The sequence below is a fragment of the Caulobacter sp. genome (genome assembly GCF_039596335.1).
Lineage (GTDB): Bacteria > Pseudomonadota > Alphaproteobacteria > Caulobacterales > Caulobacteraceae > Caulobacter.
Genome location: NZ_JBCNJZ010000007.1, coordinates 65,357 through 88,568, shown reverse-complemented (window position 1 = coordinate 88,568; position 23,212 = coordinate 65,357). Strand labels below are relative to the sequence as shown.

The 23,212-nt window shown below is 68.2% G+C and carries 21 protein-coding genes; 8 read left to right on the top strand and 13 right to left on the bottom strand.

What is annotated here, in order from left to right; translation table 11 throughout:
* The first annotated feature begins 10 nt into the window (after positions 1 to 10).
* From lpxB to ABDW31_RS15755, 3 genes are all read left to right on the top strand, one after another.
* Positions 11 to 1,168 (top strand): lipid-A-disaccharide synthase, encoded by a 1,158-nt coding sequence (lpxB, locus tag ABDW31_RS15765; protein ID WP_184723896.1) that lies wholly within the window; start codon positions 11 to 13, stop codon positions 1,166 to 1,168.
* A gap of 92 nt (positions 1,169 to 1,260) precedes the next feature.
* A complete protein-coding gene (locus tag ABDW31_RS15760; protein WP_184719400.1) occupies positions 1,261 to 2,988 on the top strand; it encodes a flagellar hook-length control protein FliK in 1,728 nt (575 codons plus the stop codon).
* The gene (locus ABDW31_RS15755; protein WP_184719402.1) at positions 2,985 to 3,248 is read left to right on the top strand and encodes an EscU/YscU/HrcU family type III secretion system export apparatus switch protein; all 264 of its coding nucleotides are present in this window, start codon (positions 2,985 to 2,987) and stop codon (positions 3,246 to 3,248) included. The genes ABDW31_RS15760 and ABDW31_RS15755 overlap by 4 nt, the downstream gene beginning before the upstream one ends.
* A gap of 56 nt (positions 3,249 to 3,304) precedes the next feature.
* Here the strand turns inward: ABDW31_RS15755 and gltA are convergent, their stop codons facing one another.
* Both gltA and gltX read right to left on the bottom strand, forming a co-directional pair.
* Positions 3,305 to 4,585 (bottom strand): citrate synthase, encoded by a 1,281-nt coding sequence (gltA, locus tag ABDW31_RS15750; protein ID WP_172271417.1) that lies wholly within the window; start codon positions 4,583 to 4,585, stop codon positions 3,305 to 3,307.
* A gap of 67 nt (positions 4,586 to 4,652) precedes the next feature.
* Positions 4,653 to 6,065 carry a glutamate--tRNA ligase gene (gene gltX / locus ABDW31_RS15745; protein ID WP_184719404.1) on the bottom strand — a complete coding sequence of 471 codons (1,413 nt, stop codon included), beginning with the start codon at positions 6,063 to 6,065 and terminating at the stop codon, positions 4,653 to 4,655.
* 162 nt (positions 6,066 to 6,227) lie between these two features.
* Between gltX and ABDW31_RS15740 the strand changes: the two genes are divergently transcribed.
* Positions 6,228 to 8,396: a ComEC/Rec2 family competence protein gene (locus tag ABDW31_RS15740; RefSeq protein ID WP_184719406.1), complete on the top strand. Its 2,169-nt coding sequence runs from the start codon at positions 6,228 to 6,230 to the stop codon at positions 8,394 to 8,396.
* A 32-nt stretch (positions 8,397 to 8,428) separates the two neighbouring features.
* A complete protein-coding gene (locus ABDW31_RS15735; RefSeq protein WP_184719408.1) occupies positions 8,429 to 9,193 on the top strand; it encodes an isocitrate lyase/phosphoenolpyruvate mutase family protein in 765 nt (254 codons plus the stop codon).
* Positions 9,194 to 9,253: 60 nt separating this feature from the next.
* Here the strand turns inward: ABDW31_RS15735 and lexA are convergent, their stop codons facing one another.
* From lexA to ABDW31_RS15700, 7 genes are all read right to left on the bottom strand, one after another.
* Positions 9,254 to 9,955, bottom strand: coding sequence for a transcriptional repressor LexA (gene lexA, locus ABDW31_RS15730; RefSeq protein ID WP_184719410.1), 702 nt, complete (start codon positions 9,953 to 9,955; stop codon positions 9,254 to 9,256).
* 171 nt (positions 9,956 to 10,126) lie between these two features.
* Complete coding sequence (locus ABDW31_RS15725) at positions 10,127 to 10,972, bottom strand: class I SAM-dependent methyltransferase (protein ID WP_184719412.1); 846 nt, start codon at positions 10,970 to 10,972, stop codon at positions 10,127 to 10,129.
* A gap of 51 nt (positions 10,973 to 11,023) precedes the next feature.
* Positions 11,024 to 11,821 (bottom strand): signal peptidase I, encoded by a 798-nt coding sequence (lepB, locus tag ABDW31_RS15720; RefSeq protein ID WP_184719414.1) that lies wholly within the window; start codon positions 11,819 to 11,821, stop codon positions 11,024 to 11,026.
* A 70-nt stretch (positions 11,822 to 11,891) separates the two neighbouring features.
* Positions 11,892 to 12,458 (bottom strand): lysophospholipid acyltransferase family protein, encoded by a 567-nt coding sequence (locus ABDW31_RS15715; RefSeq protein ID WP_184719416.1) that lies wholly within the window; start codon positions 12,456 to 12,458, stop codon positions 11,892 to 11,894.
* Positions 12,459 to 12,544: 86 nt separating this feature from the next.
* Positions 12,545 to 13,333: an indole-3-glycerol phosphate synthase TrpC gene (gene trpC, locus ABDW31_RS15710; protein WP_184719418.1), complete on the bottom strand. Its 789-nt coding sequence runs from the start codon at positions 13,331 to 13,333 to the stop codon at positions 12,545 to 12,547.
* The gene (trpD, locus tag ABDW31_RS15705) at positions 13,330 to 14,355 is read right to left on the bottom strand and encodes an anthranilate phosphoribosyltransferase (protein ID WP_343699093.1); all 1,026 of its coding nucleotides are present in this window, start codon (positions 14,353 to 14,355) and stop codon (positions 13,330 to 13,332) included. Before trpD ends, trpC begins: the two co-directional genes overlap by 4 nt.
* Before the next feature lie 15 nt (positions 14,356 to 14,370).
* Positions 14,371 to 14,967, bottom strand: coding sequence for an aminodeoxychorismate/anthranilate synthase component II (locus ABDW31_RS15700; RefSeq protein ID WP_184719422.1), 597 nt, complete (start codon positions 14,965 to 14,967; stop codon positions 14,371 to 14,373).
* Between the two features lie 115 nt (positions 14,968 to 15,082).
* Between ABDW31_RS15700 and ABDW31_RS15695 the strand changes: the two genes are divergently transcribed.
* Positions 15,083 to 15,292: a hypothetical protein gene (locus ABDW31_RS15695; RefSeq protein WP_172271399.1), complete on the top strand. Its 210-nt coding sequence runs from the start codon at positions 15,083 to 15,085 to the stop codon at positions 15,290 to 15,292.
* A gap of 24 nt (positions 15,293 to 15,316) precedes the next feature.
* On the opposite strand, the gene trpE is transcribed toward ABDW31_RS15695, so the two are convergent.
* Both trpE and ABDW31_RS15685 read right to left on the bottom strand, forming a co-directional pair.
* Positions 15,317 to 16,852 carry an anthranilate synthase component I gene (trpE, locus tag ABDW31_RS15690; protein WP_184719424.1) on the bottom strand — a complete coding sequence of 512 codons (1,536 nt, stop codon included), beginning with the start codon at positions 16,850 to 16,852 and terminating at the stop codon, positions 15,317 to 15,319.
* The gene (locus ABDW31_RS15685) at positions 16,852 to 18,813 is read right to left on the bottom strand and encodes a peptidylprolyl isomerase (protein WP_184719426.1); all 1,962 of its coding nucleotides are present in this window, start codon (positions 18,811 to 18,813) and stop codon (positions 16,852 to 16,854) included. Before ABDW31_RS15685 ends, trpE begins: the two co-directional genes overlap by 1 nt.
* 139 nt (positions 18,814 to 18,952) lie before the next feature.
* Here ABDW31_RS15685 and tpiA point away from each other — a divergent pair, with 139 nt between their 5' ends.
* Together tpiA and aspS are read left to right on the top strand one after the other, a co-directional pair.
* On the top strand, positions 18,953 to 19,714 hold the full coding sequence (gene tpiA / locus ABDW31_RS15680; RefSeq protein WP_184719428.1) for a triose-phosphate isomerase: 762 nt from the start codon (positions 18,953 to 18,955) through the stop codon (positions 19,712 to 19,714).
* Positions 19,715 to 19,801: 87 nt separating this feature from the next.
* A complete protein-coding gene (gene aspS, locus ABDW31_RS15675; RefSeq protein ID WP_184719430.1) occupies positions 19,802 to 21,640 on the top strand; it encodes an aspartate--tRNA ligase in 1,839 nt (612 codons plus the stop codon).
* A gap of 73 nt (positions 21,641 to 21,713) precedes the next feature.
* Here aspS and ABDW31_RS15670 read toward each other — a convergent pair whose 3' ends face one another.
* Complete coding sequence (locus tag ABDW31_RS15670) at positions 21,714 to 22,580, bottom strand: pentapeptide repeat-containing protein (RefSeq protein WP_184719432.1); 867 nt, start codon at positions 22,578 to 22,580, stop codon at positions 21,714 to 21,716.
* Positions 22,581 to 22,674: 94 nt separating this feature from the next.
* On the bottom strand, positions 22,675 to 23,166 hold the full coding sequence (locus tag ABDW31_RS15665; RefSeq protein ID WP_184719434.1) for a pentapeptide repeat-containing protein: 492 nt from the start codon (positions 23,164 to 23,166) through the stop codon (positions 22,675 to 22,677).
* Positions 23,167 to 23,212: the final 46 nt, after the last annotated feature.

The window sequence follows — 23,212 nt, the reverse complement described above, 5'->3', positions numbered from 1 at the left end:
TCTCAAGGTCATGCTGGTGGCCGCCGAGGCGTCCGGCGACGCGCTGGGCGCCGGCCTTGCCAAGGCGCTGCGGGCCCGGCTAGGTGACGAGGTGACTTTCGTCGGCGTCGGCGGGGTCAAGATGGCCGAGCAGGGGGTGCAGAGCCCCTTCGACATCGCCCAGCTGTCGATCCTGGGCATCTGGGAGGGCTTGAAGGCCTATCCGACGGTCAGGGCGCGCTTGGACGACACGGTGGCCCTGGCGGCTCGGGAAAAGCCCGACGTGGCGGTCCTGATCGATAGCTGGGGCTTCACCATCCGCCTGGCCAAGGCCTTGCGTAAGCTGGATCCAGAGTTGGCCCTGGTGAAGTACGTCGCGCCCCAGGTCTGGGCGCATAGCGAACAGCGCGCCGGCAAGTTGGCCAAGGCGGTCGACCTGCTGCTGTCGATCCAGCCGATGGACAAGGCCTATTTCGACGCCGTGGGTCTGAAGAACGTCTTCGTCGGCAACTCGGCCCTGGCCAAGCGCTTCGACGCCGCTGATCCGGCGCGACTGCGCGCGGCGATCGGCGTGTCGGCGGAGGCGCCGATCCTGCTGGTGCTGCCCGGCAGCCGTCCGTCAGAGATCGAGCGCGTCCTGCCCGCCTTCGAGGGCGCCGTGAAGCGTCTGAAGGCCGACCGGCCGGAACTCACCATCGTCGTGCCCGCGGCCTACACCGTGGCCGAGGCGGTGAAGGCGCGCGTCGCTGGCTGGCCGTTCCGCGCCCATGTGATCGAGGATGAGGGCCTGAAGGACGACGCCTTCGTCGCCGCCGACGTCGCCCTGGCCTGCAGCGGGACCGTCACCACCGAACTGGCCCTGGCCGGCGCGCCGATGGTGGTGGGCTACAAGACCGGCGCGATCACCTACGCGATCATGCGCCGACTGATGAAGCCGAAGTGGGTGACGTTGTTCAACATCGCCGCCGGCGAGGCCGTGGCTCCGGAACTGCTGCAGCACGCTTGCGAGGGTGAGGGGTTGGCCCGCGAGATCGGGCGTTTGCTGGACGATCCGAACCTTCGCCGGACTCAGGCCGCGGAGCAGTCCGCGGCCCTCGACAAGATGGGGCGCGGCATGCCCGACCCATCCGAAGCGGCCGCCGACGCCCTGTTGGGCTTCCTGAAAACCCGCGGGATTTCACAAGCTTAAGCTTGGCGCGCGGCCAATGGGCGCGGCGAGACTTAACGCCTGATTTACGACTCGGCCTCAGTCTCTAAGCATCTGCCGCTTGGAGCCGCGTCGTGGCCATCGACCCGACCACGCCCCTGACCTCGATGCCTCCGACCCTTCCCGTCGGAAAGACGCCCGACGCTGTGGCCATGCTGCAGTCGATGGCGCGCCAGGCCATCGCCAACACCACCCAGCAACTGAGCGAGATCGTCGGGCGTCCACCGGCCACGCTGCAGCCCAGCGCGCCGATCGAAGAGGTCGGGCAGGCCGGCGCCCAGATCGGCAATCTCGACACCAGCCAGACCAAGGCGGCCCCCCAGGCCCCTGTCCAGGGCGCGGTCGTCCGCGATGCCCAGGAAAGCCTCATGGCCCGCGCCGTTCGCGTGGCCGCGGCCGAAGCCGCGCCGCGCCAGGCGGGCCTGGCGCCGTTGATGGCCAATGTCCGCGCCGTCATCGAGCGTCCGGACACGCCTACACCGGTGCGCGAGGCGGGCAGGGCGCTGCTGGCCAGCGCTCCGCCGATCACCGACTTGACTACGCCCCAGGGGCTGCGTCGCGCCGTCGAGCGCTCGGGCGCATTCCTGGAGGCCAACATGGCCCGCGCATCCGCGACGCCCGCCGCCGAGGCCCAGTCGCGCCCGACTGACATGAAGGCGGCGCTGCTCGTGTTCCGCGGCGCGCTGTCGGCCTGGCTTGGCAAGGCGCCGATAGCCAGCGGTGCGCCCGCTGCCGATGCGCCTGCGACGGCGCCGGACGCCGAAGCCGAGCTGCCGACATCGTCTCAGGTAACAACCAGCGCAAAGCCGGTCGCGCCTCAAACCGTCCAGACCGCACAACGCGCTCAGGCCGGTACGCCGCCAACATCCGCCAACGCCGCAACGCCCCAGGGTGAGGCCGAGGCGCCGCAGCCGGCGCTCACGCCTCCGACCGCTGCAGAGCCCAAAGCCGTCGAGGCCGCGCCGCGTCCGCCGCCGGGCCAGACCCCGCCGCCCGAGGACGAAGCGCTGGAAGCCCGCTTTGGCGCCTTTGTCGCCGCGCCCAAGACCGCGCCGACTATCCAGCAGCCGGTTCGCGCCGCGCTGTCGGCGCTCGTGCAACTGGGCCTGATCGCCGAAGAGGCCGTCGCGCCCGAGACGTCGGACGCCCCGGCGGCTGAGCCCAAGGCCCTGGTCCCACGCGGCTACGGCGCGCCGGCCGAGACCACGCGCTCATCGACCCCGCCGCCGCCCTATGCGGGCGGTCCGATGGCCGGTCAAAAGCCGGCGGCGATGTCGCTGGCCTCCGACCTGCCGATCGCCGACGCGGTCCGCAACCTGCTGAAGGCCACCGGCGGCGCCCTGGCGCGGCAGGACCTGATGCAGATCGCTTCGCTGCCCGATGGCGCCCGGCCCGATGCCGATGGTCACGAGGTCCGCCAGCAGGGCGCGCGCCTGAACCTCGACCTGCCGTTCGTGACGCCGCAAGGTGTGGCCGTCGCCCAGTTCGAGATCGGCCACGACGGCGGCGGCTCCGGCGGCTATGCGGGCGGTCCGATCGAGCGCACCTACAAGGCGCGCTTCTCCATCGACCTGGAGCCCATGGGTCCCGTCCACGCCCTGGTCACTCTGACCGGCTCTCGCACCCGCGTGTCCCTGTGGGCTGAACGCGCCGAGACCATCGCCCGCCTGCGGGCTGGCGAGGAGGTGCTAGGCGCGGCGCTGCGGGAGGCCGAGCTCACGCCTGAGGTCGCCGTCCACTCCGGTGCCCCCTCGGTCCCAGGCTCCAGTCCGCTGGGCCATTTCGTGGACCAGGCGTCATGAGCGGGATCACCGGACCTTCGGCGCGGCCGCGCATCGCTGTCGCCTTGCTCTACGAGGAGCCCAACGCCCCCAAGGTCGTGGCCTCGGGGCAGGGCTTCATCGGCGAGAAGATCATCGAGACGGCCCGCGAGCACGGCGTGCCGATCGAGGAAAACCCGGTCCTGGCCCAGGCGCTATCAACCCTGGAGGTCGACGAGGAGATCCCTGAGGACCTCTATCGCGCCGTGGCCGAGGTCTTAAGCTTCATCCTGCGGGGCTGAAACGAAAAAGGCCCCGCCGAAGCGGGGCCTGATCCGTTGTCGCGATGACGAAGCACTTAGCGCTTTTCAACCGGCACGTAGTCGCGTTGCGTGGCGCCCGTGTAGAGCTGACGCGGACGACCGATCTTGCGGGTGGGGTCCTCGAACATTTCCTTCCACTGGCTGATCCAGCCCGAGGTGCGGGCGAGGGCGAACAGCACGGTGAACATGTTGGTCGGGAAGCCCATCGCGCGCAGGGTGATGCCCGAATAGAAGTCGATGTTCGGGTACAGCTTGCGGTCGATGAAGTACGGATCGCTCAGGGCGACCTTTTCCAGTTCCTGGGCGACCTGCAGCAGCGGGTCGTTGTTGTGGCCCAGTTCCGCCAGCACTTCGTGTGCGGTCTTCTGCATGACCTTCGCGCGCGGGTCGAAGTTCTTGTACACGCGGTGACCGAAGCCCATCAGCTTGTACTTGCGGTCCTTCACGCCCTGGACGTAGTCCGGGATGTTCTCGACCGAGCCGATGGTTTCCAGCATCTCCAGGGCTTCCTGGTTGGCGCCGCCGTGCGACGGGCCCCACAGGCAGGCGATGCCAGCGGCGATGCAGGCGAACGGGTGCGCGCCCGACGAGCCGGCCAGACGGACGGTCGAGGTCGAGGCGTTCTGCTCGTGGTCGGCGTGGAGGATGAAGATCCGGTCCATGGCGCGGGTCAGCACCGGGTTCGGCTTCCACTCTTCGGCCGGCACGGCGAAGCACATGCGCAGGAAGTTTTCCGAGTACGACAGGTCGTTGCGCGGCGACACGAACGGCTGGCCCACCGTGTACTTGTAGGCGCGGGCGGCGATCGTCGGCATCTTGGCGATCAGGCGATGGGCGCTGATCTCGCGCTCACGGGCGTCGTCGACATTGATGCTGTCGGCATAGAAGGCCGACAGGGCGCCGACGGCGCCGGTCATGACGGCCATCGGGTGGGCGTCGCGACGGAAGCCTTCGAAGAAGCGGTCGAACTGGGCGTGCAACATCGTGTGGTAGGTGATGTTGTGTTCGAACTTGGCGAACTCTTCAGCCGTCGGCAGTTCGCCGTTCAGCAGCAGGTGGCAGACCTCGAGGAACGAGGACTTCTCGGCCAGCTGGTCGATCGGATAGCCGCGGTGCAGCAGAACGCCGGCGTCGCCGTCGATATAGGTGATCTTGCTTTCGCACGAAGCGGTCGAGGTGAACCCCGGATCGAACGTGAAGTGGTCGCTTTCGCCATAGACCTTGCGGATGTCCAGAACGTCCGGACCCGTGCTGCCCTTGAGGATCGGCAGGTCGTAGTTCTTATCGCCGATCGTCAGCGTGGCTTTATCGGTCATACTTAGACCCCTTCATAATTGGAACGGTCAGTCCAACTTTCGCTTTTCGCGGGTGCGTTATAGCGCCTCATGCGCGCGGCGCCAGGGCGTCGTCAAGACGGCCCAAACTCTCTTCGCGCGTGAGGGCGGCCATGGTCTTGTTCAGATCCGGAGCCTGAGCGCCGCCCGTCAGGACGCCACGCAGGGCCGGACCGAACTTGCCGAAACCGACGCCTTCAGATTCCGCGAAGGATTTCAGCACGGTATCCAGGGTGTCGGCATCGAACGCCGGCGCGGCGGCCAACTGGTCGCGCAGGCGTTTCAGGCGCTCGACCGTCTCCTCGGTCAGCTGCTTCTGCGTCTTTTCCTCGAGCGGGAACGGACGCGTTTTGAGGGCGAATGCGCAGTGATCGACCAGTTCGAGGATGGTCTTGGCGCCTTCCTTGACCTGCGGAACGGTGCGAGCGATGCGGTCCTTGGCGTCGGCGGGCAGGGGCTCGCCACGCTTCTGGGCGGCGTCGAACGCCAGGTCCGTCAGGCGTGCATCGTCGGCCAGGCGCAGGTGCTGGGCGTTGATGTGATTCAGCTTGGCCCAGTCCAGGCGCGCGGGCGCCTTGACCACGTCCTTGACGTCGAACCAGCTGATGGCCTGCTCGTCGTTGAACACTTCGTCGTCGCCGTGGCCCCAGCCCAGGCGGGCCAGGTAATTGCGCATGCCCTCGGCGATGTAGCCCAGGTCGGCGAACTCGCCGACGGCTTGGGCGCCGTGGCGCTTGCTGAGCTTGGCGCCATCCGGCCCGTGGATCAGCGGAATGTGGGCGAAGGCCGGCACGTCCCAGCCCAGGGCCGAATAGATCAGGCTCTGGCGGGCGGCGTTGTTCAGGTGGTCATCACCGCGGATCACGTGGGTGACGCCCATGTCGTGGTCGTCGACCACCACGGCCAGGTTGTAGGTCGGGGCGCCGTCGGCGCGCAGCAGGACCAGATCGTCCAGCTCGATGTTCTTAAAGGTCACCGGACCCTTGACCAAGTCGTCGACCACGGTCTCGCCGTCCAGCGGGCCCTTGAAGCGAATGACGTGCGGGACCGACAGGTCGCCTTCCGGAGCGTCGCGCCAGGGTGAGCGAATGGCGCGGCCTTCGGCGCGGGCCTTCTCGCGGGCGACTTCCAGTTCCTCGACGGTCATCCAGCAGCGATAGGCGCGGCCGGCCTCAAGCATCTGCTGCACGGCCTCGACGTGGCGCGAGGCGCGGGTGTGTTGGAAGACCACCTCGTCGTCGGACTTCAGGCCCAGCCAGTCCAGGCCTTCGAAGATGGCGGCGACGGCGGCTTCGGTCGAACGCTCGCGATCAGTGTCCTCGACGCGAACAAGGAACTTCCCACCCGTATGGCGCGCATATAACCAGTTGAACAGCGCCGTGCGAGCGCCGCCGATGTGCAGGAAGCCGGTGGGCGAGGGCGCAAAGCGCGTGACGACACCGGTGGGGGAGGAGTTCGACATGGACTTCGGGACTTCAGGACGGGGCGCCGGAACGGCGGCGGAAAACGCGGGCCGCAAAACGGCTTGGGCGTGGCGTCTTAGCACGGCGGTTCGGCGTGGGACCAGCGGTTTTCCGCATCGCGGCAAACTTGGCTTAACCGTCAAAAATGCAGCGGTTTCCGAATGTTAGGCGCAGAACTTGCCGAAGCGCCGCCCGTAGTCACATCGCCGCGACTGTCCTGGCGGGCGCTGGCAGAATCGGCGCGCGCCCAGCTCTCGACCAACCTGGAGCGGGTGTTCCTGTGGAGCCCTGTGGCGTTCGGCCTGGGTGCGGCCGGCTATCTGGAGGCCCCCGCCGAGCCTTCGGTCTGGATCCTCGCGGGCGTGGTGCTGGCTCTGACCGCTGCATGGTGGACCGCGCGGCGCTGGACCGCGACGCCGGCCTTGATCGTGCCGCTGAGCCTCCTGGCGTTCGGCGCGGCGGGCGGCCTGGCGGCCAAGGTGCGCAGCGACCGCGTCGCCGCCCCGCTGATGGGCGGTGAGCGGGTCGTACGGCGTGTCGAGGGCTTCGTGATAGACGTTGTCAGCCCCGGGGCGGGCGGAACGCGGTTGCTGATCGCGCCGGCGGCCATCTCGGGCCTCTCGCCGGAGGCCACGCCGCGCCGGATCCGCGTCACCATCGGCGAGAACGAGACCCCGGCGCCGGGTCAGGCTGTGCGGTTGAAGGCCATGCTGGGCCAGCCGCCGCCGCCCGCCGCGCCTGGATCCTACGACTTCGCCCGGGACGCTTGGTTCGACTCGATCGGCGGCGTCGGCTTCGTGATCGGCGACATCGCGGCCGCACGGCTGGATCCGCCGCCGCTGCGCCTGCGGATCTCGATGGCGGTCAACGCCTTCCGCTGGGGTCTGGCACAGCGGATCCTGACGCGAATGGGCCCCAGCAGCGGCGGCATCGGTGCGGCCATGGTCACTGGCCACGAGGCCTGGATCAGCGAGGACCAGACCGAGGCCATGCGCGCCTCGGGCCTGGCGCATATCCTGTCGATCTCGGGCCTGCACATGGCCATTGTCGGCGGCTTCGTGTTCGCCGCCGTCCGTCTGGGCGTCGCGGCCTGGCCGTGGCTGGCCTTGCGTGCGCCGGGCAAGAAGATCGCCGCCAGCGCCGGCCTGATCGCCGTGCTGGGCTATCTGGTGATCTCGGGCGCGCCGCCGCCGGCTGAGCGGGCGGGGATCACGGCCAGCGTCGCGTTTCTGGCCATCCTGTTCGACCGACGCGCCATCACCTTGCATGGCTTGGCCCTGGCGGCGCTGCTGATCCTGGCGCTGAAGCCCGAGACGGCCGGAGAGCCCGGCTTCCAGATGTCGTTCGCCGCCACCGCCGCCCTCGTGGCCCTGGCCGAGTCCTGGCCCCAGCCAGTGAAGGAGATCTCGACACCCTGGTGGATCCGTTGGCCGCAGGCGGCGATGACATGGCTGGCGGCCAGCGTTGCGGCCAGTCTAGTGGCGGGCTTGGCCACCGCGCCATTTGCCATGCAGCACTTCAACCGCGTCGCCGTCTGGGGGTTGCCGGCCAATCTGGCGGTCGCGCCTCTGTCGTCCTTCGTGATCATGCCGTTCCTGGCGATCGGCACCTTGCTGGAGCCGTTCGGCCTGGGCGCGCCATTTCTAGCCATCGCCGGTTGGGGCGTGGACGGCATGGTCGGGATCGCCAATGGCTTCGCCGACGCCCACGGGGCGCAGCGGATTGTGGCCAGCGCGCCGCCGCAGGTGCTGGTCGTGGCGTTCCTGGGCCTAATGATCCTGTGCCTGTGGCGCGGAAGCCTACGCTGGATCGGCGCGCCGATGGCCGTGGCGGTCGCGTTGTGGCCCAGGCCCGCGCCGCCCGACGCCTGGATCGCCAATGACGGGGCCACCGCCGCCGTCCGTTCGGGCGATGCCGCCGTATTGCTGCGGACTGACGCCAAGCGGTTCGGGGCCGAACTGTGGGCGCGTCGCCGGGGTCTCGAGCCGGCGACCTGGAGCCTCTATACCTGCGACAAGCGGATCTGCGCGCCGGCCGTGGGCGCGCCCGTGGGGCTATCCTTGGCCTGGAGCCGCCGGACGCCCGACGCCGAGACCCTGGCCGGCCTGTGTGTGCAGAGCGAGGTGGTGGTGATCCGCGGTTCTGCGCCCGAGCGCGTTCCGCCGTTGTGCGCCGAGACCGTGTTGCTGACCGCCGAGGACTTCGCGCGCGGCGGGGCGGCCGAACTCTATCGCCGGCCCGACGGTTGGCGCATCGTCTGGGCCCAGCCGCTGCGCGGCGATCGGCCCTGGAGCCGCTTGCTGACACCCGCTGTCACCAGCGCCCGCTAGACCTTCAGCAGCGCCATCTGGGAGACGCCGCCATGACCCATCCGTACGCCGCCCGCCGCGCGGCTTTCCGCGCTCTGCACGCCGAAGGCTGTTTCGCCCTGCCCAACCCCTGGGACGCCGGCAGCGCGCGCCGGCTGGAGGAGCTGGGCTTCAAGGCCTTGGCGTCGACCAGCGCGGGTATGGCCTGGGCGCTGGGCAAGGACGACGGCAAGGTCACCCGCGACGAGGTTATCGACCACCTGCGGATGCTGTGCGCCGCCACCGACCTGCCGGTGAACGCCGACTTCGAGGCCGGCTTCGCCGAGACGGCGCAGGGCGTTGGGGAGAGCGTGACCCTGGCCATCGAGGCCGGCGTCGCCGGGCTCTCGATCGAGGACTGGTCGGGTTCGGCGCTGTACGACCTGCCGACCGCCGTGGCGCGGATCAAGGCCGCCCGCGCGGCGATCGACGCCTCGGGCCAGGACGTGGTGCTGGTCGGCCGCAGCGAAGGCTTCCTGCGCGGCGCGCCGGACCTGGCGGCGACCATCGAGCGCCTGCAGGCCTATGCCGAAGCCGGCGCCGACTGCCTGTACGCGCCGGCGGTTACCGCGCCTGACGACATCCGCGCCATCGTCGAGGCCGTCGCGCCCAGGCCGGTCAATGTCCTGCAATGGGGACCGGACATGACGGTCCAGAGCCTGGCCGCCCTGGGCGTGCGCCGGGTCAGCACCGGCGCGGCGCTCGCTGCCGCGGCCTGGGCGGGGTTCGACGCCGCCGCCAAGGCGCTAAGCGACCAGGGGGGCGAGCAGGGCGCCTGATACGAAAAGGCCCCGATCCTCTTGTGAGGTCGGGGCCGATTTCTGGAGCCTTGCGAGGGGCTAGTGGTAGCGGCGGATCAGGCCGACCAGCTTGCCCTGCACCTCGACCTGGTCGGGGCCGAAGATGCGGGTCTCGTACTTGGGGTTGGCCGCTTCCAGGGCGATCGAGCCGCCCTTCTTACGCAGGCGCTTCAGTGTGGCTTCCTCGCCGACCAGGGCGACGACGATCTCTCCCGAGGTGGCGGTGTCGCCCTTCTTGATGATCACATAGTCGCCGTCGAGGATGCCGGCCTCGATCATCGAGTCGCCTTGCACTTCCAGGACATAGTGTTCACCGCCGCCCAGCATGGCCTCGGGCACCGGCAGGCGCTCGCGCTCGTGCTGGATGGCGTCGATCGGCGTACCGGCGGCGATCTTGCCCAGGATCGCCAGTTCGCGGCTGTCATTGGCCGGTGCAGACGCGGCGGGGGCGGGCGGCGCGCCGCCGCCTTCGAACACTTGCGGGCGGAACGAACCGCGGCCCTTGGGCGGCGCGGCCGTCGTCGCCTGCTGCGGCAGTTTCACGACTTCCAGCGCCCGGGCCCGGTGAGCCAGACGACGGATGAAGCCGCGCTCTTCCAGGGCCGTGATCAGGCGGTGGATCCCGGACTTCGACGCCAGATCCAGCGCCTCCTTCATCTCGTCGAACGAGGGGGAGACGCCCGTCTCCTTGATGCGTTCGTGGATGAACATCAGCAGTTCGTGCTGCTTGCGCGTGAGCATGACGACCTCGGCTGGAGCGCGGAACAAACCGCAAACCTTGCGAATGTTCTCTAGGCGTTCCGCGTTAATGTCAAGTCGAGGTAAGGACGCGTCGGAAAAGCCTGCAAAATCAAGGCGTAGCTTGGCCAATAGCGTAAATGTCGACCAGAATCAAAAGCTTAACGAAACCTTTCAGGCTCGTTTGCGCGCCACGACGATGTCCTGGTCCTGCATCGGTTTGCGCCGCCAGACGCCCAACGCCAGATTGACGATATCCAGGCCCAGGGCGTCGTACTGCGCCTGGATCGGGGCCAGGTCATAGCCGATCACCGCCTCGGGCAGGTCGGGCGTGGCGGTCCAGCACCCGTCCAGCGGATGGACGAAGTCGAAGGCGATCTGGCCGTTGCCGGTGTTGGCATGGGCTTCTTCGTCGATCAGGTACCAGGACACGATGCTGATGCCGCCGGGCTTGAGCACCCGGGCGATCTCGCGGGCGAACTGGGCCTGGTCGGCGGCCAGCAGGTGGGTGAACACCGAACCCAGCCAGACATAGTCGAAGCTGGCGTCGGGATAGGGGAAGACGAAGGCGCTGGCCGGTTGCGAGCCTTCCGGATTGTACCGGTCGCTGTGCATGTCGGCATGGACGAACGCGAAGCGCGGGTCGCCGACGGCGATGTTGGCTTTGCACCAGTCGATGGCCTGGGCCATGACGTCGAAGCCGCAGTAGCGGCCGTTCTTGTCGAGATAGTCGACCAGCGGGGCTGCGGCCCGGCCGATGCCGCAGCCGACGTCCAAGATCGCGTGATGCGGCTGCAGGCCGGCCTGCAGGAACAGCTGCTTGAACTCCTGGCCCACGCGCACGAAGTCGGCGTCGGCGGCGCCGACCAGGTGCCACAGTTCCTGCGGTGCGGCGACGGCGTTGGGATCGGTCGGGGCGGCGGCGGCCGGCTTGGCGACGAAGGCGCGGCGCAGGCGGCCCAGCACCGGGCGCAGAGGCGCGGGCGTGGCGTTACGCAAGCTGGTCAGGAAGCCCGACATCCGATTCCCTTTCGGCACTGAAGCGGGCGGACCCTAGCGGCGCGGCGGGTCTCAGCCAACCTTCTGCGCGGGCAGCTTCCGGAACGTACGCTCCAGGCGCAGGCCGCTGCCGGTCCACGAGAACAGGATCCGTTCGGCGCGGCCGACCAGGTTCTCGGCCGGGATGAAGCCCATGCCCAGTTCCGCCGGCAGGTCGGCGTCGCGGGCCACGTCCCAGGCGCAGGAGGCGTAACCCTCGGCCGTCGAGCCGGGGTTGAAGCGGCTGTCCAGCGAGTTGTCGCGATTGTCGCCCATCACGAAGAAGCAGCCCTTCGGCACGGTGTAGACGCCGGTGTTGGCGGCCAGGGTGTCGGCGCCGAAGCTGTTGGTGGCGTAGGTCCGGCCGTTAGGCAGGGTTTCGCGCAGGTGACGAACGGGGATCGGATAGGCGCCGGGCGCGCCATTAGTGTCAATGCCGGTCAGGGTCTGGGAAACCGGCGCGCCGTTGATGTGGACCACGCCGCCGCGCATCTGGATGCGGTCTCCGGGCAGGCCGATGACCCGCTTGATCACATCGGTGCGACCGTCGGCGGGCTTCTTGAACACGACGATGTCGCCGCGCTCGGGCGCCTTGTCCATCAGACGGCCGTGACCGACCGGCGGGCTGAAGGTGAGCGAGTGGCGGCTCCAACCGTAGGGATATTTCGAGACCAGGATGTAGTCGCCGACCAGCAGGGTGGGCTGCATCGACTCCGACGGGATCGTGAACGGCTGGCAGAAGACCGCCCGGGGGATCAAGGCGATGGCCATGACCAGGGCGACGGTCTTGGCGGTCTCGATCAGGCCTTCGGCCCAGCGCGGCTTGCTCATGGTGGTCGTCCCTCCCTGTTCGCGCCAGGGTACGGCCGCAAGCTTGGCTAAATCGTGGCGTCGGATCGCGCTAGAGGACGGTCTTCAGCTCCGGGTGCTTAGGCGTCACCGGCGCGTAGAAGGCCGCCAGAATCGCCAGGTCCTTCTCGTAGTCGCCGCTGGGCATCATCGCCGGCCCCAGGCCCACGACCTTGCGCTCATAGTCCATGAAGCCGGGCACCATCGGTACGCCGGCCTTCAGAGCGATGTTGTAGAAGCCGGTCTTCCAGCCGCCGGCCTTGCCGCGCGTGCCCTCGGGCGCGATCGTCAGCATGAACTCGTCGCGGCGAGCGAATTCGTCGGCCATGGCTTGGACCGTGTCACGCGATTGGGAGCGGTCGATCGGTACGCCGCCCAAGTCCTTCATCAGCTTCTCGAACGGCCATCGAAACAGCGAGGCCTTGCCCATGAAGCTGAGCTTCAGGTTCAGCGCGTCGGCCGCGCCCAGGAAATAGACGAAGTCCCAGTTGCTGGTGTGCGGGGCGGCGATGACCACGAACTTGCGGGTGTCCGTGGGGGCCGAGCCCTCAATGGTCCAGCCTTCACGCTTGAAGAAGGCCACGAGGAACCAATTCACCAGACGGGCGAACCAATGCATGCGCGTTTCCTCGCCTGTCGGCTTCTTGCTTTAGAGAACTTTGAGGGGGCGAGGGGAAAAACGCCAGATGGCGCGTACCCGATCCCTCAGCCGATCAGCGCCTGGGTGGCGGCGGTGACGTCGGCCTGACGCATCAGGCTTTCACCGACCAGCATGGCCTTGGCGCCGGTTGCTTCCATCCGCACGACGTCGTCGTGGGTGAAGACGCCGCTTTCGGTGACTAGCAGGGCGTTGGCCGGCGCCTGGGCCGACAGCCGCTCGGTGACGGCCAGATCGACGACAAAGCTCTTCAGGTCGCGGTTGTTGATGCCGACCAGATCCGAGCCCAGGGCGCCGGCGCGGGCCATCTCGGCCTCGTCGTGCACCTCGACCAGCGCGTCCATGCCCAGGCGCTTGGCTTCGGCCATCAGTTCGGCCGCCAGGACGTCGTCGATCATCGCCAGGATGACCAGGATGGCGTCTGCGCCCAGGGCGCGGCTTTCGGCCACCTGCCAGGGATCGACCAGGAAGTCCTTGCGGATGCAGGGCAGGGTGGTCGCGGCCCGGGCGTCGATCAGATAGGCGTCGGCGCCCTGGAAACTGGGGCCGTCGGTCAGCACCGACAGGCACGATGCGCCGCCAGACTGGTAGGCGCGGGCCAGGGCGAGCGGATCGAAGTCGGCGCGGATCAGACCCTTGGACGGCGAGGCCTTCTTGATCTCGGCGATCAGCGACAGCTTGCCGGGCGCGTGGCCGTCGACCAGGGCCTGCTTGAAGCCGCGCGGGGACGAGGCGCTCTTGGCGGCGGCGTCGACGGCGGCTTGAGCGCGGCGGCGTTTGCGGTCGGCGACCTCTTCGCGCTTGTAAGCGGCGATTTTCGCAAGGATGTCGGTCACGCGGGCACTTCCGTATTGGTGGCGGCCACCAGGCCGGCGAGGGCGGCCTTGGCGGCGCCCTTGTCGATGACGTCAGTGGCCAGGTCGATGCCTTCGGACAGGGTCTCGACCTTGTCGGCCACGAGGAAGGCGGCGGCGGCGTTCAGCAGCACGATGTCGCGATAGGGGCCCTTTTCGCCGTCGAACAGGCGGGTCAGGGCGGCGGCGTTGAAGGCGGGCTCTCCGCCGGTGATGTCGGCCAGCGACGCACGCTGCAGGCCCACGGCCTCCGGCGTGATCGTGAAGAGATGCATGCGGCCGTCGCGCCATTCGGCGACCTCGGTCTCGCCGGTGGTGGTCAGCTCGTCCAGGCCCGAGCCGTGCACCGACCAGGCGCGCTCTGCTCCAAGGGCTCCGAGGGCCTTGGCGATCGGCTCGACGAAGCGCGGGGCCGAGACGCCCACCACCTGTCGCTTGGCGCCGGCCGGATTGGTCAGAGGGCCCAAGAGGTTGAAGATCGTGCGGAAACCCAGCTGCTGGCGGATCGGCGAGACGTGCTTCATCGCCCCGTGATGAGCCTGGGCGAACAGGAAGCAGATGCCGGCCTCGTCCAGGGCCCGGCGCTGCTGCTCGCGGGTGGCGTCGATATTGACGCCCAGGGCGGTCAGGACGTCGGCGGTGCCGGACTTGGACGTGATGGCGCGATTGCCGTGCTTGGCGACCTTCAGCCCGCCACCAGCGGCGACGAAGCCGACCGCCGTGGAGATGTTCAGCGTGTGCAGACCATCGCCGCCAGTGCCGCAGACGTCGATGACCTCGTACGGATGCTCCAGCTGGACGGCGGCGCGACGCATGGCGCGGGCGCAGGCGGCGATCTCGCCGACCGTCTCGCCGCGCAGGCGCATGGCGGTGACGGCCGCGGCCACCTGGGCCGGGGTCGGCTCACCGCGCAGGCAGGCGGCGAAGAAGATCTCGGCGTCTTCGTCGCCCAGGGTCTGGCCGTCGGCCAGCTTGGCCAGCAGCGGCTTGAATGCGTCGGACATGGTGCTGCTCTCGCCCTAGACCCAGGTCGCCGCGTCGCGCTTGACGCCGGCCAGGTCGATGAAGTTGGCCAGCATCTGGTGGCCGCCCTCGGTGGCGATGGATTCGGGGTGGAACTGCACGCCGTGGATCGGGCGGGTCTTGTGCTGCACGCCCATGATCTCGCCGTCATCGGTCCAGGCGGTGACCTCCAGGTCGGCCGGCAGGTCCTCGCGGCGGACGGCCAGCGAGTGGTAGCGTGTGGCGGTGAACGGGTTGGGCAGCCCCTTGAAGATGCCCTTGTCCTCGTGACGCACCTTGCTGACCTTGCCGTGCATGACGGCCTTGGCGCGGATCACCTCGCCGCCGAACGCTTGGCCAATGGCCTGGTGGCCCAGGCAGACGCCCAGGATCGGCAGGTCGACGGGAGCGTGGTTCAGCAGCGGCAGGCAGATGCCGGCCTGGTCCGGGGCCTTGGGGCCGGGCGACAGCAGGACGGCGGCGGGCTGCAAGCCCAGCGCTTCCTGAACGGTCAGGGCGTCGTTGCGGTAGACGACGGTCTCGGCCCCCAGCTCGTTCAGATAGTGAACGAGGTTGTAGGTAAAGCTGTCGTAGTTATCGATGACCAGGATCATGACGCCGCCTTTCGAGGTGCGGTTCTAGCCTGAGCGCGGCCTTTGTGTAGCGGCATTTTCGCGCGCGGCCTTCAGTTACGGTTACAGCGGTCGCGGAGTTGAGCATCATGTGCGCATGGACCCGCGTGATTCCGCCCTGGACCCCGTCGCCGTCGCCTATGCCCGTGCTCTGCTGCGGCAGAAGCAGCGTGTGCAGAAGATGGCGCCGGTGCTGGCCGCCGCGGCCTTCGCCGCGGTCTGTGCGCTCAGCTTCGCCACGGTGATGGTGCTGGCGCCGCCGGCGGTCACCCAGCACCTCCCGGACGACCGGCTGGGCGGTCCGTAGAAGCGGAAGAAACAGCCCTAAGGCTCAGCTGAATCGCCAGGCTTCCTCGGCCGCGCGCTTGAGGGCGCGGGACTTGTGCAGGGTCTCGTCGTATTCTCCGTCCGCATCGCTGTCAGCGACGATGCCGCCGCCGGCCTGGACGTACATCATGCCATCCTTGACCAGGGCCGTGCGCAGCACGATGCAGGTGTCGACCGAGCCGTCGGCGCCGAAATAGCCGACCGCGCCGGCGTAGCCGATGCCGCGCTTCTCGACTTCCAGCTCGTCGATGATCTCCATGGCCCGCACCTTGGGTGCGCCCGACAGCGTGCCGGCAGGCAGGGCGGCCATCAGCACGTCGACCGGATCGACGCCTTCGGGCGCATTGCCCTCGACGTTCGAGACGATGTGCATGACGTGGCTGTAGCGCTCGATCTTGAAGCTCTCGGTGACGCGCACCTGCGGGCCCTTGGCGACCTGGCTGGGCTGGTTCTTGCCGGCCTCGCGCAGCATGGCCACGCGGCCCACGTCGTTGCGGCCCAGGTCCAGCAGCATCAGGTGCTCGGCGCGCTCCTTGGGATCGGCCAGCAGTTCGGCTTCCAGCGCCGCGTCTTCGGCGGGCGTGGCGCCGCGCGGACGGGTGCCGGCGATCGGCCGGATGGTGATCTTGCCGTCGCGCAGCCGCACCAGGATTTCGGGGCTGGAGCCGACCAGGTTGAAGCCGTCCAGGTTCAGGAAGAACAGGAACGGCGACGGGTTGGTCCGGCGCAGCGAGCGGTACAGCGCGAACGGCGGCAGATCGAAGGGGGCGCGGAACCGGTGGCTGGCCACGACCTGGAAGATGTCGCCGGCGGCGATGTAGTCCTTGGCCTTGGCCACCACGTCGGCGTAGTCGGCGCGGCTGACCGGAGTGGTGAACTCCATCGGACCGCGCGGCGGGCGCGGGGCGTCATGCGACAGCGGCCGGTGCAGGTCGGCCATCACCGCTTCGATGCGCGTACGGGCCGCGGCATAGGCGTCCTTGGCCGAGACGCCGGCTTGCGGGCGCACGGCCGTGGTCAGGATGATCTCCTGGGCGATGGCGTCGAAGATGGCCACGATCTGCGGGCGGGTCATGATCCCGTCCGGCAGGCCCAGTGTGTCCTCGTTGATGTCGGGCAGGCGCTCGACCAGGCGCACCAGGTCATAGCCCAGAGCCCCGAACACGCCGGCGGCCATCGGCGGCAGGCCGGCCGGCAGCTCCATGCGCGACTGGGCGACCAGATCGCGCAGGCTGTCCAGCGCGCCGCCAGCTTGAGCGACGTAGCGACCGGCGGCGATGTCGTCGCCCTGGGCGATCTCGGCCTGGTCGCCGCGGCAGCGCCAGACGAGGTCAGGGTTCAGGGTGACGATCGAATAGCGGCCGCGCCAGGCCCCGCCTTCGACGCTCTCGAACAGGAAGCTGTACGGACGCGCCTGGGCGATCTTCAAATAGGCCGAGACCGGGGTCTCGAGATCATCGATCAGGCGGGTCCAGACGACCTGCGGTTTTCCGGACTCATAGGCTTCCGAAAAGGCGTCGAACGCGGGTTCCAGACTCATTACTCGGCTTTCTTTCCGCCCTTGGCCGCCTCGGCCTTGGCCAGGGCGTCCGTGTCGACGCCGATGGCCTGGCGGGCCAGGGTCAGGTTGGTCTTGGTCTTCAGCTGGGCCTTGGCGGCGCTGCGCGAGGCTTCGCCCAAGTCGCGCATCAGGCCGCTGCCCGATTGGGCCTGGCCCATGACGGCCAGACGGGCGACATCGGCGGTCGGCGCGCCGCGCACGGCGTCCAGCTTGGCCACGACATAGGCTTCACCCTGCGGACCGGCGCGCGAGACGAACACCTCGCCCGGCTTGGCGCTGAAGGCCGAGGTCAGGAACTCGCGGCCCAGGCCCATGTGCTGCTGGGCGTTCTGACGCGACAGGTTGTCGACCTTCTGCACCTTCGACTGGGCCGAGGCGGCGATCGCGTCCAGGGTCTCGCCTTTCTTGGCGCGGGCGGCCAGCTCGTCGGCCTTGGCCTTCAGGCGCTTGCCCAGCTCCTGGCCCTGCCAGACGGCGGTCAGTTGCGGCTTGATGTCGGCCAGGGCCGGCATGGCGGCCGGAACGACCTTCTCGACCTTCACGGCGTAGTACTCGCCTTTGCCGGCCTCGATGAGCTCGCTCTCGCCGCCCTGCGACAGGTCGAAAGCGGTCTTCAGGATGTCGGGGGTCAGGCCGGGGACCGGCTGGCCGGTCTGATCGGCGCCTTGGGCGGTAATCGGCGCGGTCGTGACGACCAGGGCGCCGGCCTTGCTGGCCGCGGCGACTAGGTCCGAACCCGCGTCGTGGGCGTCCTGATAGATCTGAGTCTGGTCGTACGCCTTGCTCTGCGCCGTCTGGGCGCGAACCTCGGCCTCGATCAGCGGGCGGACCGACTCGAGCGTGGCGGCGACGCCCGGCGTGACCTTGGTGACCTTGATGACCGAAACGCCCAGCTCACCGGCGATCGGGGCGCTGACCTGGCCGGCAGTCAGGCTGAACGCCGCGTCGGCGACCTTGCGGTCGGGCAGCGCGGTCTTGGGCTTGTCGACGATGGCCACCGGCGTGCGGCTGAACGCCTTGGCGACCACGGCCGGGTCCTCGCCCTTCTGAAGGCGCTGCGAAATGGTGGCGGCGGCCTTGGCGTCGGGCGCCACGATCTGGATCAGCGAGCGCGTTTCCGGCTTCGCCAGAGTGTCCTTGCGGAAGTCAAAGGCCTTTTGCAGGTCGGCCGGGTTCAGGGCCACGGTGGGCTCCAGAGCCTTGGCGCTGACGCGCATGATCGACAGTACGCGCGTTTCCGGCCGCGTCAGGCGCTCGCGATTCTCGTTCATGAACGCGGTCAGCTGGGCGTCGGTCGGCTGACCGGGCTTTTCGACCGAGGCTGGGTTCACGGCGAAGGCCGAGACGTTGCGGCCTTCCATGGCGAAGGCGGCCTGCAGGGCGGTGTAGACGCGCGGGGCCTTCAGGCCGCCGGCGACCGCCGAGAAGAAGTGGCCTTGGGCGATCTCGTCGCGGAGCGAGGCTTCGTACGACTGGGGCGTCAGATTGTTCTGGGCCAGCAGGGCCGCATAGAGCTTGGGATCGAACTTGCCGGTGATCGAGTCGAACGGGCGCTGGCCGGGCGGCAGCTGGCTCATCTGCTCGTGGACGATCTTGGCGACCAAGGCGTCGGACGGGACGACGCCCATCTTAGTGATCGACGCGGCGACCGATTCCTGCAGGGCCAGTTCCTGAAGGATCTGGCGGTCCACGCCGCGCTCGACCGCCTGGTCGGGCGTCATGGCTTGGCCGTTCTGCTGTTCCATCGCCTTGCGATAGTTGTCGAACCGGACCTTGAAGTCCTGGGCCGACAGGCTGCGCGAGCCGGCGCTGATCACGCCCGAGCCGCGCGGCCCCTTAAAGACGTCGCTGATGCCGAAGATGGCGAAGCTGACGATCAGCAGGCCAAACAGCAGCACCGCGAACGGCGATTTGGCGAAGGAACGGAAACCGGCGAGCATGGGAGCGAAAACCTTCCAGTCGGACCGCCAAGCGAACGAGCAAAGCGGTCGAGAGCAGCGGGTATAGTAGAGCCGAAGGCGAGGGGGCAAGCGGCGCGGACTTGACTTCCCCGGCAAGCGTGGCCCCAAGAAGGCGCTCATGACCCTTTTGAGCACGACTCCCCGACCGCTGGTCGCCGGCAACTGGAAGATGAACGGCCTTTCGGCCGCTCTCGACGAAGCCCGCGCCGTCGCCGCCGCCCTGGACCAGAAGCCGGCCGCGGCCCGCGTGGCCATCTTCCCGTCCGCTCTGCTGCTGCACCGGCTGGCGGAAGCGGTGGAAGGTTCGACTGTGCTGGTCGGCGCCCAGGATTGTCACGGCAAGGCCAGCGGCGCCCACACCGGCGACATCTCGGCCGAGATGGTCGCCGACGCCGGCGGGACGTTGGTGATCGTCGGCCACTCGGAGCGTCGCACCGATCACGCCGAAACCTGCGCCCAGGTGGCCGGCAAGGTCGAGGCGGCGTTGGCCGCGGGCCTGGAGCCGATCATCTGTGTCGGCGAACCGCTGGAAAAGCGCGAAGCTGGACAGGCCGTGGACTATGTCGTGGCCCAGATCCGCAACTCGCTGCCGGCCAGCCTGGCGGGGCAGGCGTTCAACGTCGCCTACGAGCCCATCTGGGCGATCGGCACCGGTCACGTCGCCTCGATCGACAATATCGTCGAGATGCACGCGGCCATCCGCGCCGAGCTGGTCGCCAAGTTTGGCCAGCAAGGCGAGGCCGTGCCGATCCTCTATGGCGGCTCGGTCAAGCCCGACAACGCCCGCGAGATCCTGGCCGCGGCCGAGGTCGGCGGAGCCCTGGTCGGCGGCGCATCCCTGAAGGCCAAGGATTTCCTGGCCATCATCGAGGCTGCTTGAGGCGTAAAAGGTCCCAGAATCCTTGACATCGGGGCGCCCACGTGCGCCTGTCCGCGCCTTACAAATCACCGCGTATTCAAGACTTTCATGACCTCCATGCACGCCTATCGCACCCATAACTGCGGCGCTCTGCGCGCGTCCGACACCGGTTCTTCGGTGCGTCTGTCGGGCTGGATCCATCGCAAGCGCGACCACGGCGGTCTGGTCTTCATCGACCTGCGCGACCACCACGGCCTGACGCAGCTGGTCCTGCACCCGGAAACGCCGGGCTTCTCGACCGTCGAGCGCCTGCGCGCCGAAAGCGTGATCAAGATCGACGGCGAGGTCATCGCCCGTGACGCCAGCGTGGTGAACGCCAACCTGCCGACCGGCGAGATCGAGATCCGTGTCTCGGCCGTCGAGGTGCTGTCGGAAGCCGCCGAGCTGCCGCTGCCGGTCTTTGGCGAGCCGGACTATCCCGAAGAGATCCGCCTCAAGCACCGCTATCTCGACCTGCGTCGCGAGACGCTGCACAAGAACATCGTCCTGCGCTCGCGCGTGATCCAGTCGATCCGCAACCGCATGTTCGCCCAGGGCTTCAACGAGTTCCAGACGCCGATCCTGACGGCCAGCTCGCCGGAAGGCGCGCGCGACTTCCTGGTGCCGTCGCGTCTGCACCCCGAGAAGTTCTACGCCCTGCCGCAGGCGCCCCAGCAGTTCAAGCAGCTGCTGATGGTCTCGGGCTTCGACCGCTATTTCCAGATCGCCCCGTGCTTCCGTGATGAAGACCTGCGCGCCGACCGTTCGCTGGAGTTCTATCAGCTCGACGTCGAGATGAGCTTCGTCACCCAGGAAGACGTCTTCGCGGCCATCGAGCCGGTGATGCATGGCGTGTTCGAGGAATTCTCGAACGGCAAGCCGGTCTCGCCGATCTCGGGTACGCACACCTTCACCAACGACGTTGGTCAATCGTTCGAGCACCAGGGCTTCGAGCGCCTGACCTATGCTCAGTCGATGAAATGGTACGGCAGCGACAAGCCCGACACCCGCAACCCCATCAAGATGCAGGACGTCTCCGAGCACTTCCGTGACGGCGGTTTCGGCCTGTTCGCCAAGATCCTGGGCGCGGACGCCAAGAACGCCATCTGGGCGATCCCGGCGCCGACCGGCGGCAGCCGCGCGTTCTGCGACCGCATGAACAGCTGGGCGCAAGGCGAAGGCCAGCCGGGCCTGGGCTACGTCTTCTGGTCGGAAGACCAGGGCGGCTGGGGCGGCCCGATCGCCAAGAACCTGGGCGAGCCGACGCAGGCCCTGATGGAATCGCTGGGCCTGGGCTCGGGGGACGCGGCCTTCTTCGTGGCCGGCGACCCGGCCGTGTTCGCCAAGTTCGCGGGCCTGGCCCGTACGCGCGTCGGCACGGAGCTGAAGCTGGTCGACGAGAACCAGTTCAAGTTCTGCTGGATCGTCGACTTCCCGATGTTCGAGTGGAACGAGGACGAGAAGAAGGTCGACTTCTCGCACAACCCTTTCTCGATGCCGCAAGGCGGTCTGGAAGCCCTGGAGACCCAGGACCCGCTGACCATCCGCGCCTATCAGTACGACATCGTCTGCAACGGCTACGAGCTGTGCTCGGGCGCGATCCGGAACCACAAGCCCGAGATCATGCTCAAGGCCTTCGCCACCGCCGGCTACGGCCCGGAAGTGGTCGAGGAGCAGTTCGGCGGCATGCTGAACGCCTTCCGTTACGGCGCGCCGCCGCACGGTGGTCTGGCCCCCGGCATCGACCGCATCGTCATGCTGCTGGCCGAACAGGTCGCCATCCGTGAAGTCATCGCCTTCCCGCTGAATCAGCAGGGCCAGGACCTGCTGATGAACGCTCCGGCCAACGTGCTGGACAAGCAGCTGAAAGAGCTGCACATCCGCACTGCGCCGCCCATCAAGGTCTAGGCAGCGGAAGCCTGAAACGAAAAAGCCCTCCGGTCTGACGATCGGAGGGCTTTTTCTTGTTTTGATTACCGGCTTAGCGCGGCGGGCGGGGAGGTGCGGGTGGAGCCGGCGGCGCGGGCGGCGCCTTGGGCATGTCGCGCAGCAGGATGATCCGCGTGCTGCGGCCATTGCAGGCCCGGATCGACAGGCCACCCGGCAGCCGCGTGCGGTTGTCGCCACAGGCCTCATCCAACTGGTCCTGGTCCAGGTTGCGAGCGCCGGATAGATCCGCACCGCTCAGCACGACGCCGTCGATGTCGGCATTGCGGAAGTCGGCCCGCACCAGCGAGGCGCCCCGCATGTTGGTGCCGCTCAGGTCGGCGTTGCGAAAGCTGGCGCCGTCGAAGCGACCGTTCTGGAAGTTGGCGTGGTTGATATCGGCGTTCGAGAAGTCGGCGTCACGCGCGTTGACGTTCATGAAGTTCGAGCCGGTCAATTCGATATTGGCCAGCCTGGCGCCCTGCAGGTTGGCGCTTTCGAACTGAGCGCCGTGCATCTCGGCCGACGACAGGTCGACCCGGGCCATCATCGCTTCGGTGAAGTTGGCGCCGCTGCTCTCGATGCCCGACATCTTGGCGCCGGTGAAATTGGCGTAGCTGAAATTAGCGCCGCGCATCTCGGCCCCGCGCAGGTCGGCGCGGCTGAGATCGGCCTTGGCGAAGTTGCTGCCGTAGAACATCGCGCCGCGCAGGTCGGCGCCGATCAGCGTGGCCTTGGCGAAGTTTGCGCCGGTGAACTTGGCGTTCATCAGCTTGCGGCCGGCGAGGTCGCAGTTGGCGCACATGCCCCCGAACGAGGTGAGCTTGGCGACGTCCTTGTCGTCCATCGACGCATGCGCCTGGCCGGTCATGGCCAGCAGGCTCAAGGTCAAGGCGGCAATGGAAACGCCCAGGCGGGACATCGAACTCTCCGTGCAGTCCATACGCGACTGTGTGAGTTACGGTTTGGACCGACGCCGGGTCTGAGACCACTTAAATCGCGGTAATGACGGGGATTTAACGGCAGCGGGGGATGGAGAGACCGCGTGGAGTCAACGTGGAGTCGTCGCCGCAGGCCTGGTTCAGCTGCCCCTGGGTCAGACCGGTCGCACGGTTCATTTCCGCGCCCGAGAAGTTGACGCCCGACAGTCTGGCGCCGGCGAAGTTAGCCCCTTGCAGATAGGCGCCCACGAAGCTGGCGTTGGTCAGGTCGGCGCGGGCGAAGCTCACGCCGGTCAGCACCGCGCCATAGGCGTTGACGTCGCGCAGATCACCGCCGGCGAAGCTGGTGCGGTTCATGACCGCCGTCGAGAAGTCGGCTTGGCGCAAGCGGGCCCCAGCCAGGTTCTTGCCGTTCAGCGTCAGGTTCGACAGGTCGGCCTGGAAGAGGTTACAGCGCGGGCAGCTGGCGCCCTTGCGGACAGACGCGATCTGGCCGGCGTTCTGGGCGCTGGCGGGAACAGCAATGGCGAGCGTGGCGAGGGCCGCGAGCAGGGCGATCGGTTTCATTCTGGCGCAAGTCCTACGCGAAAAGGTCCTATTCACCCTGACGCAG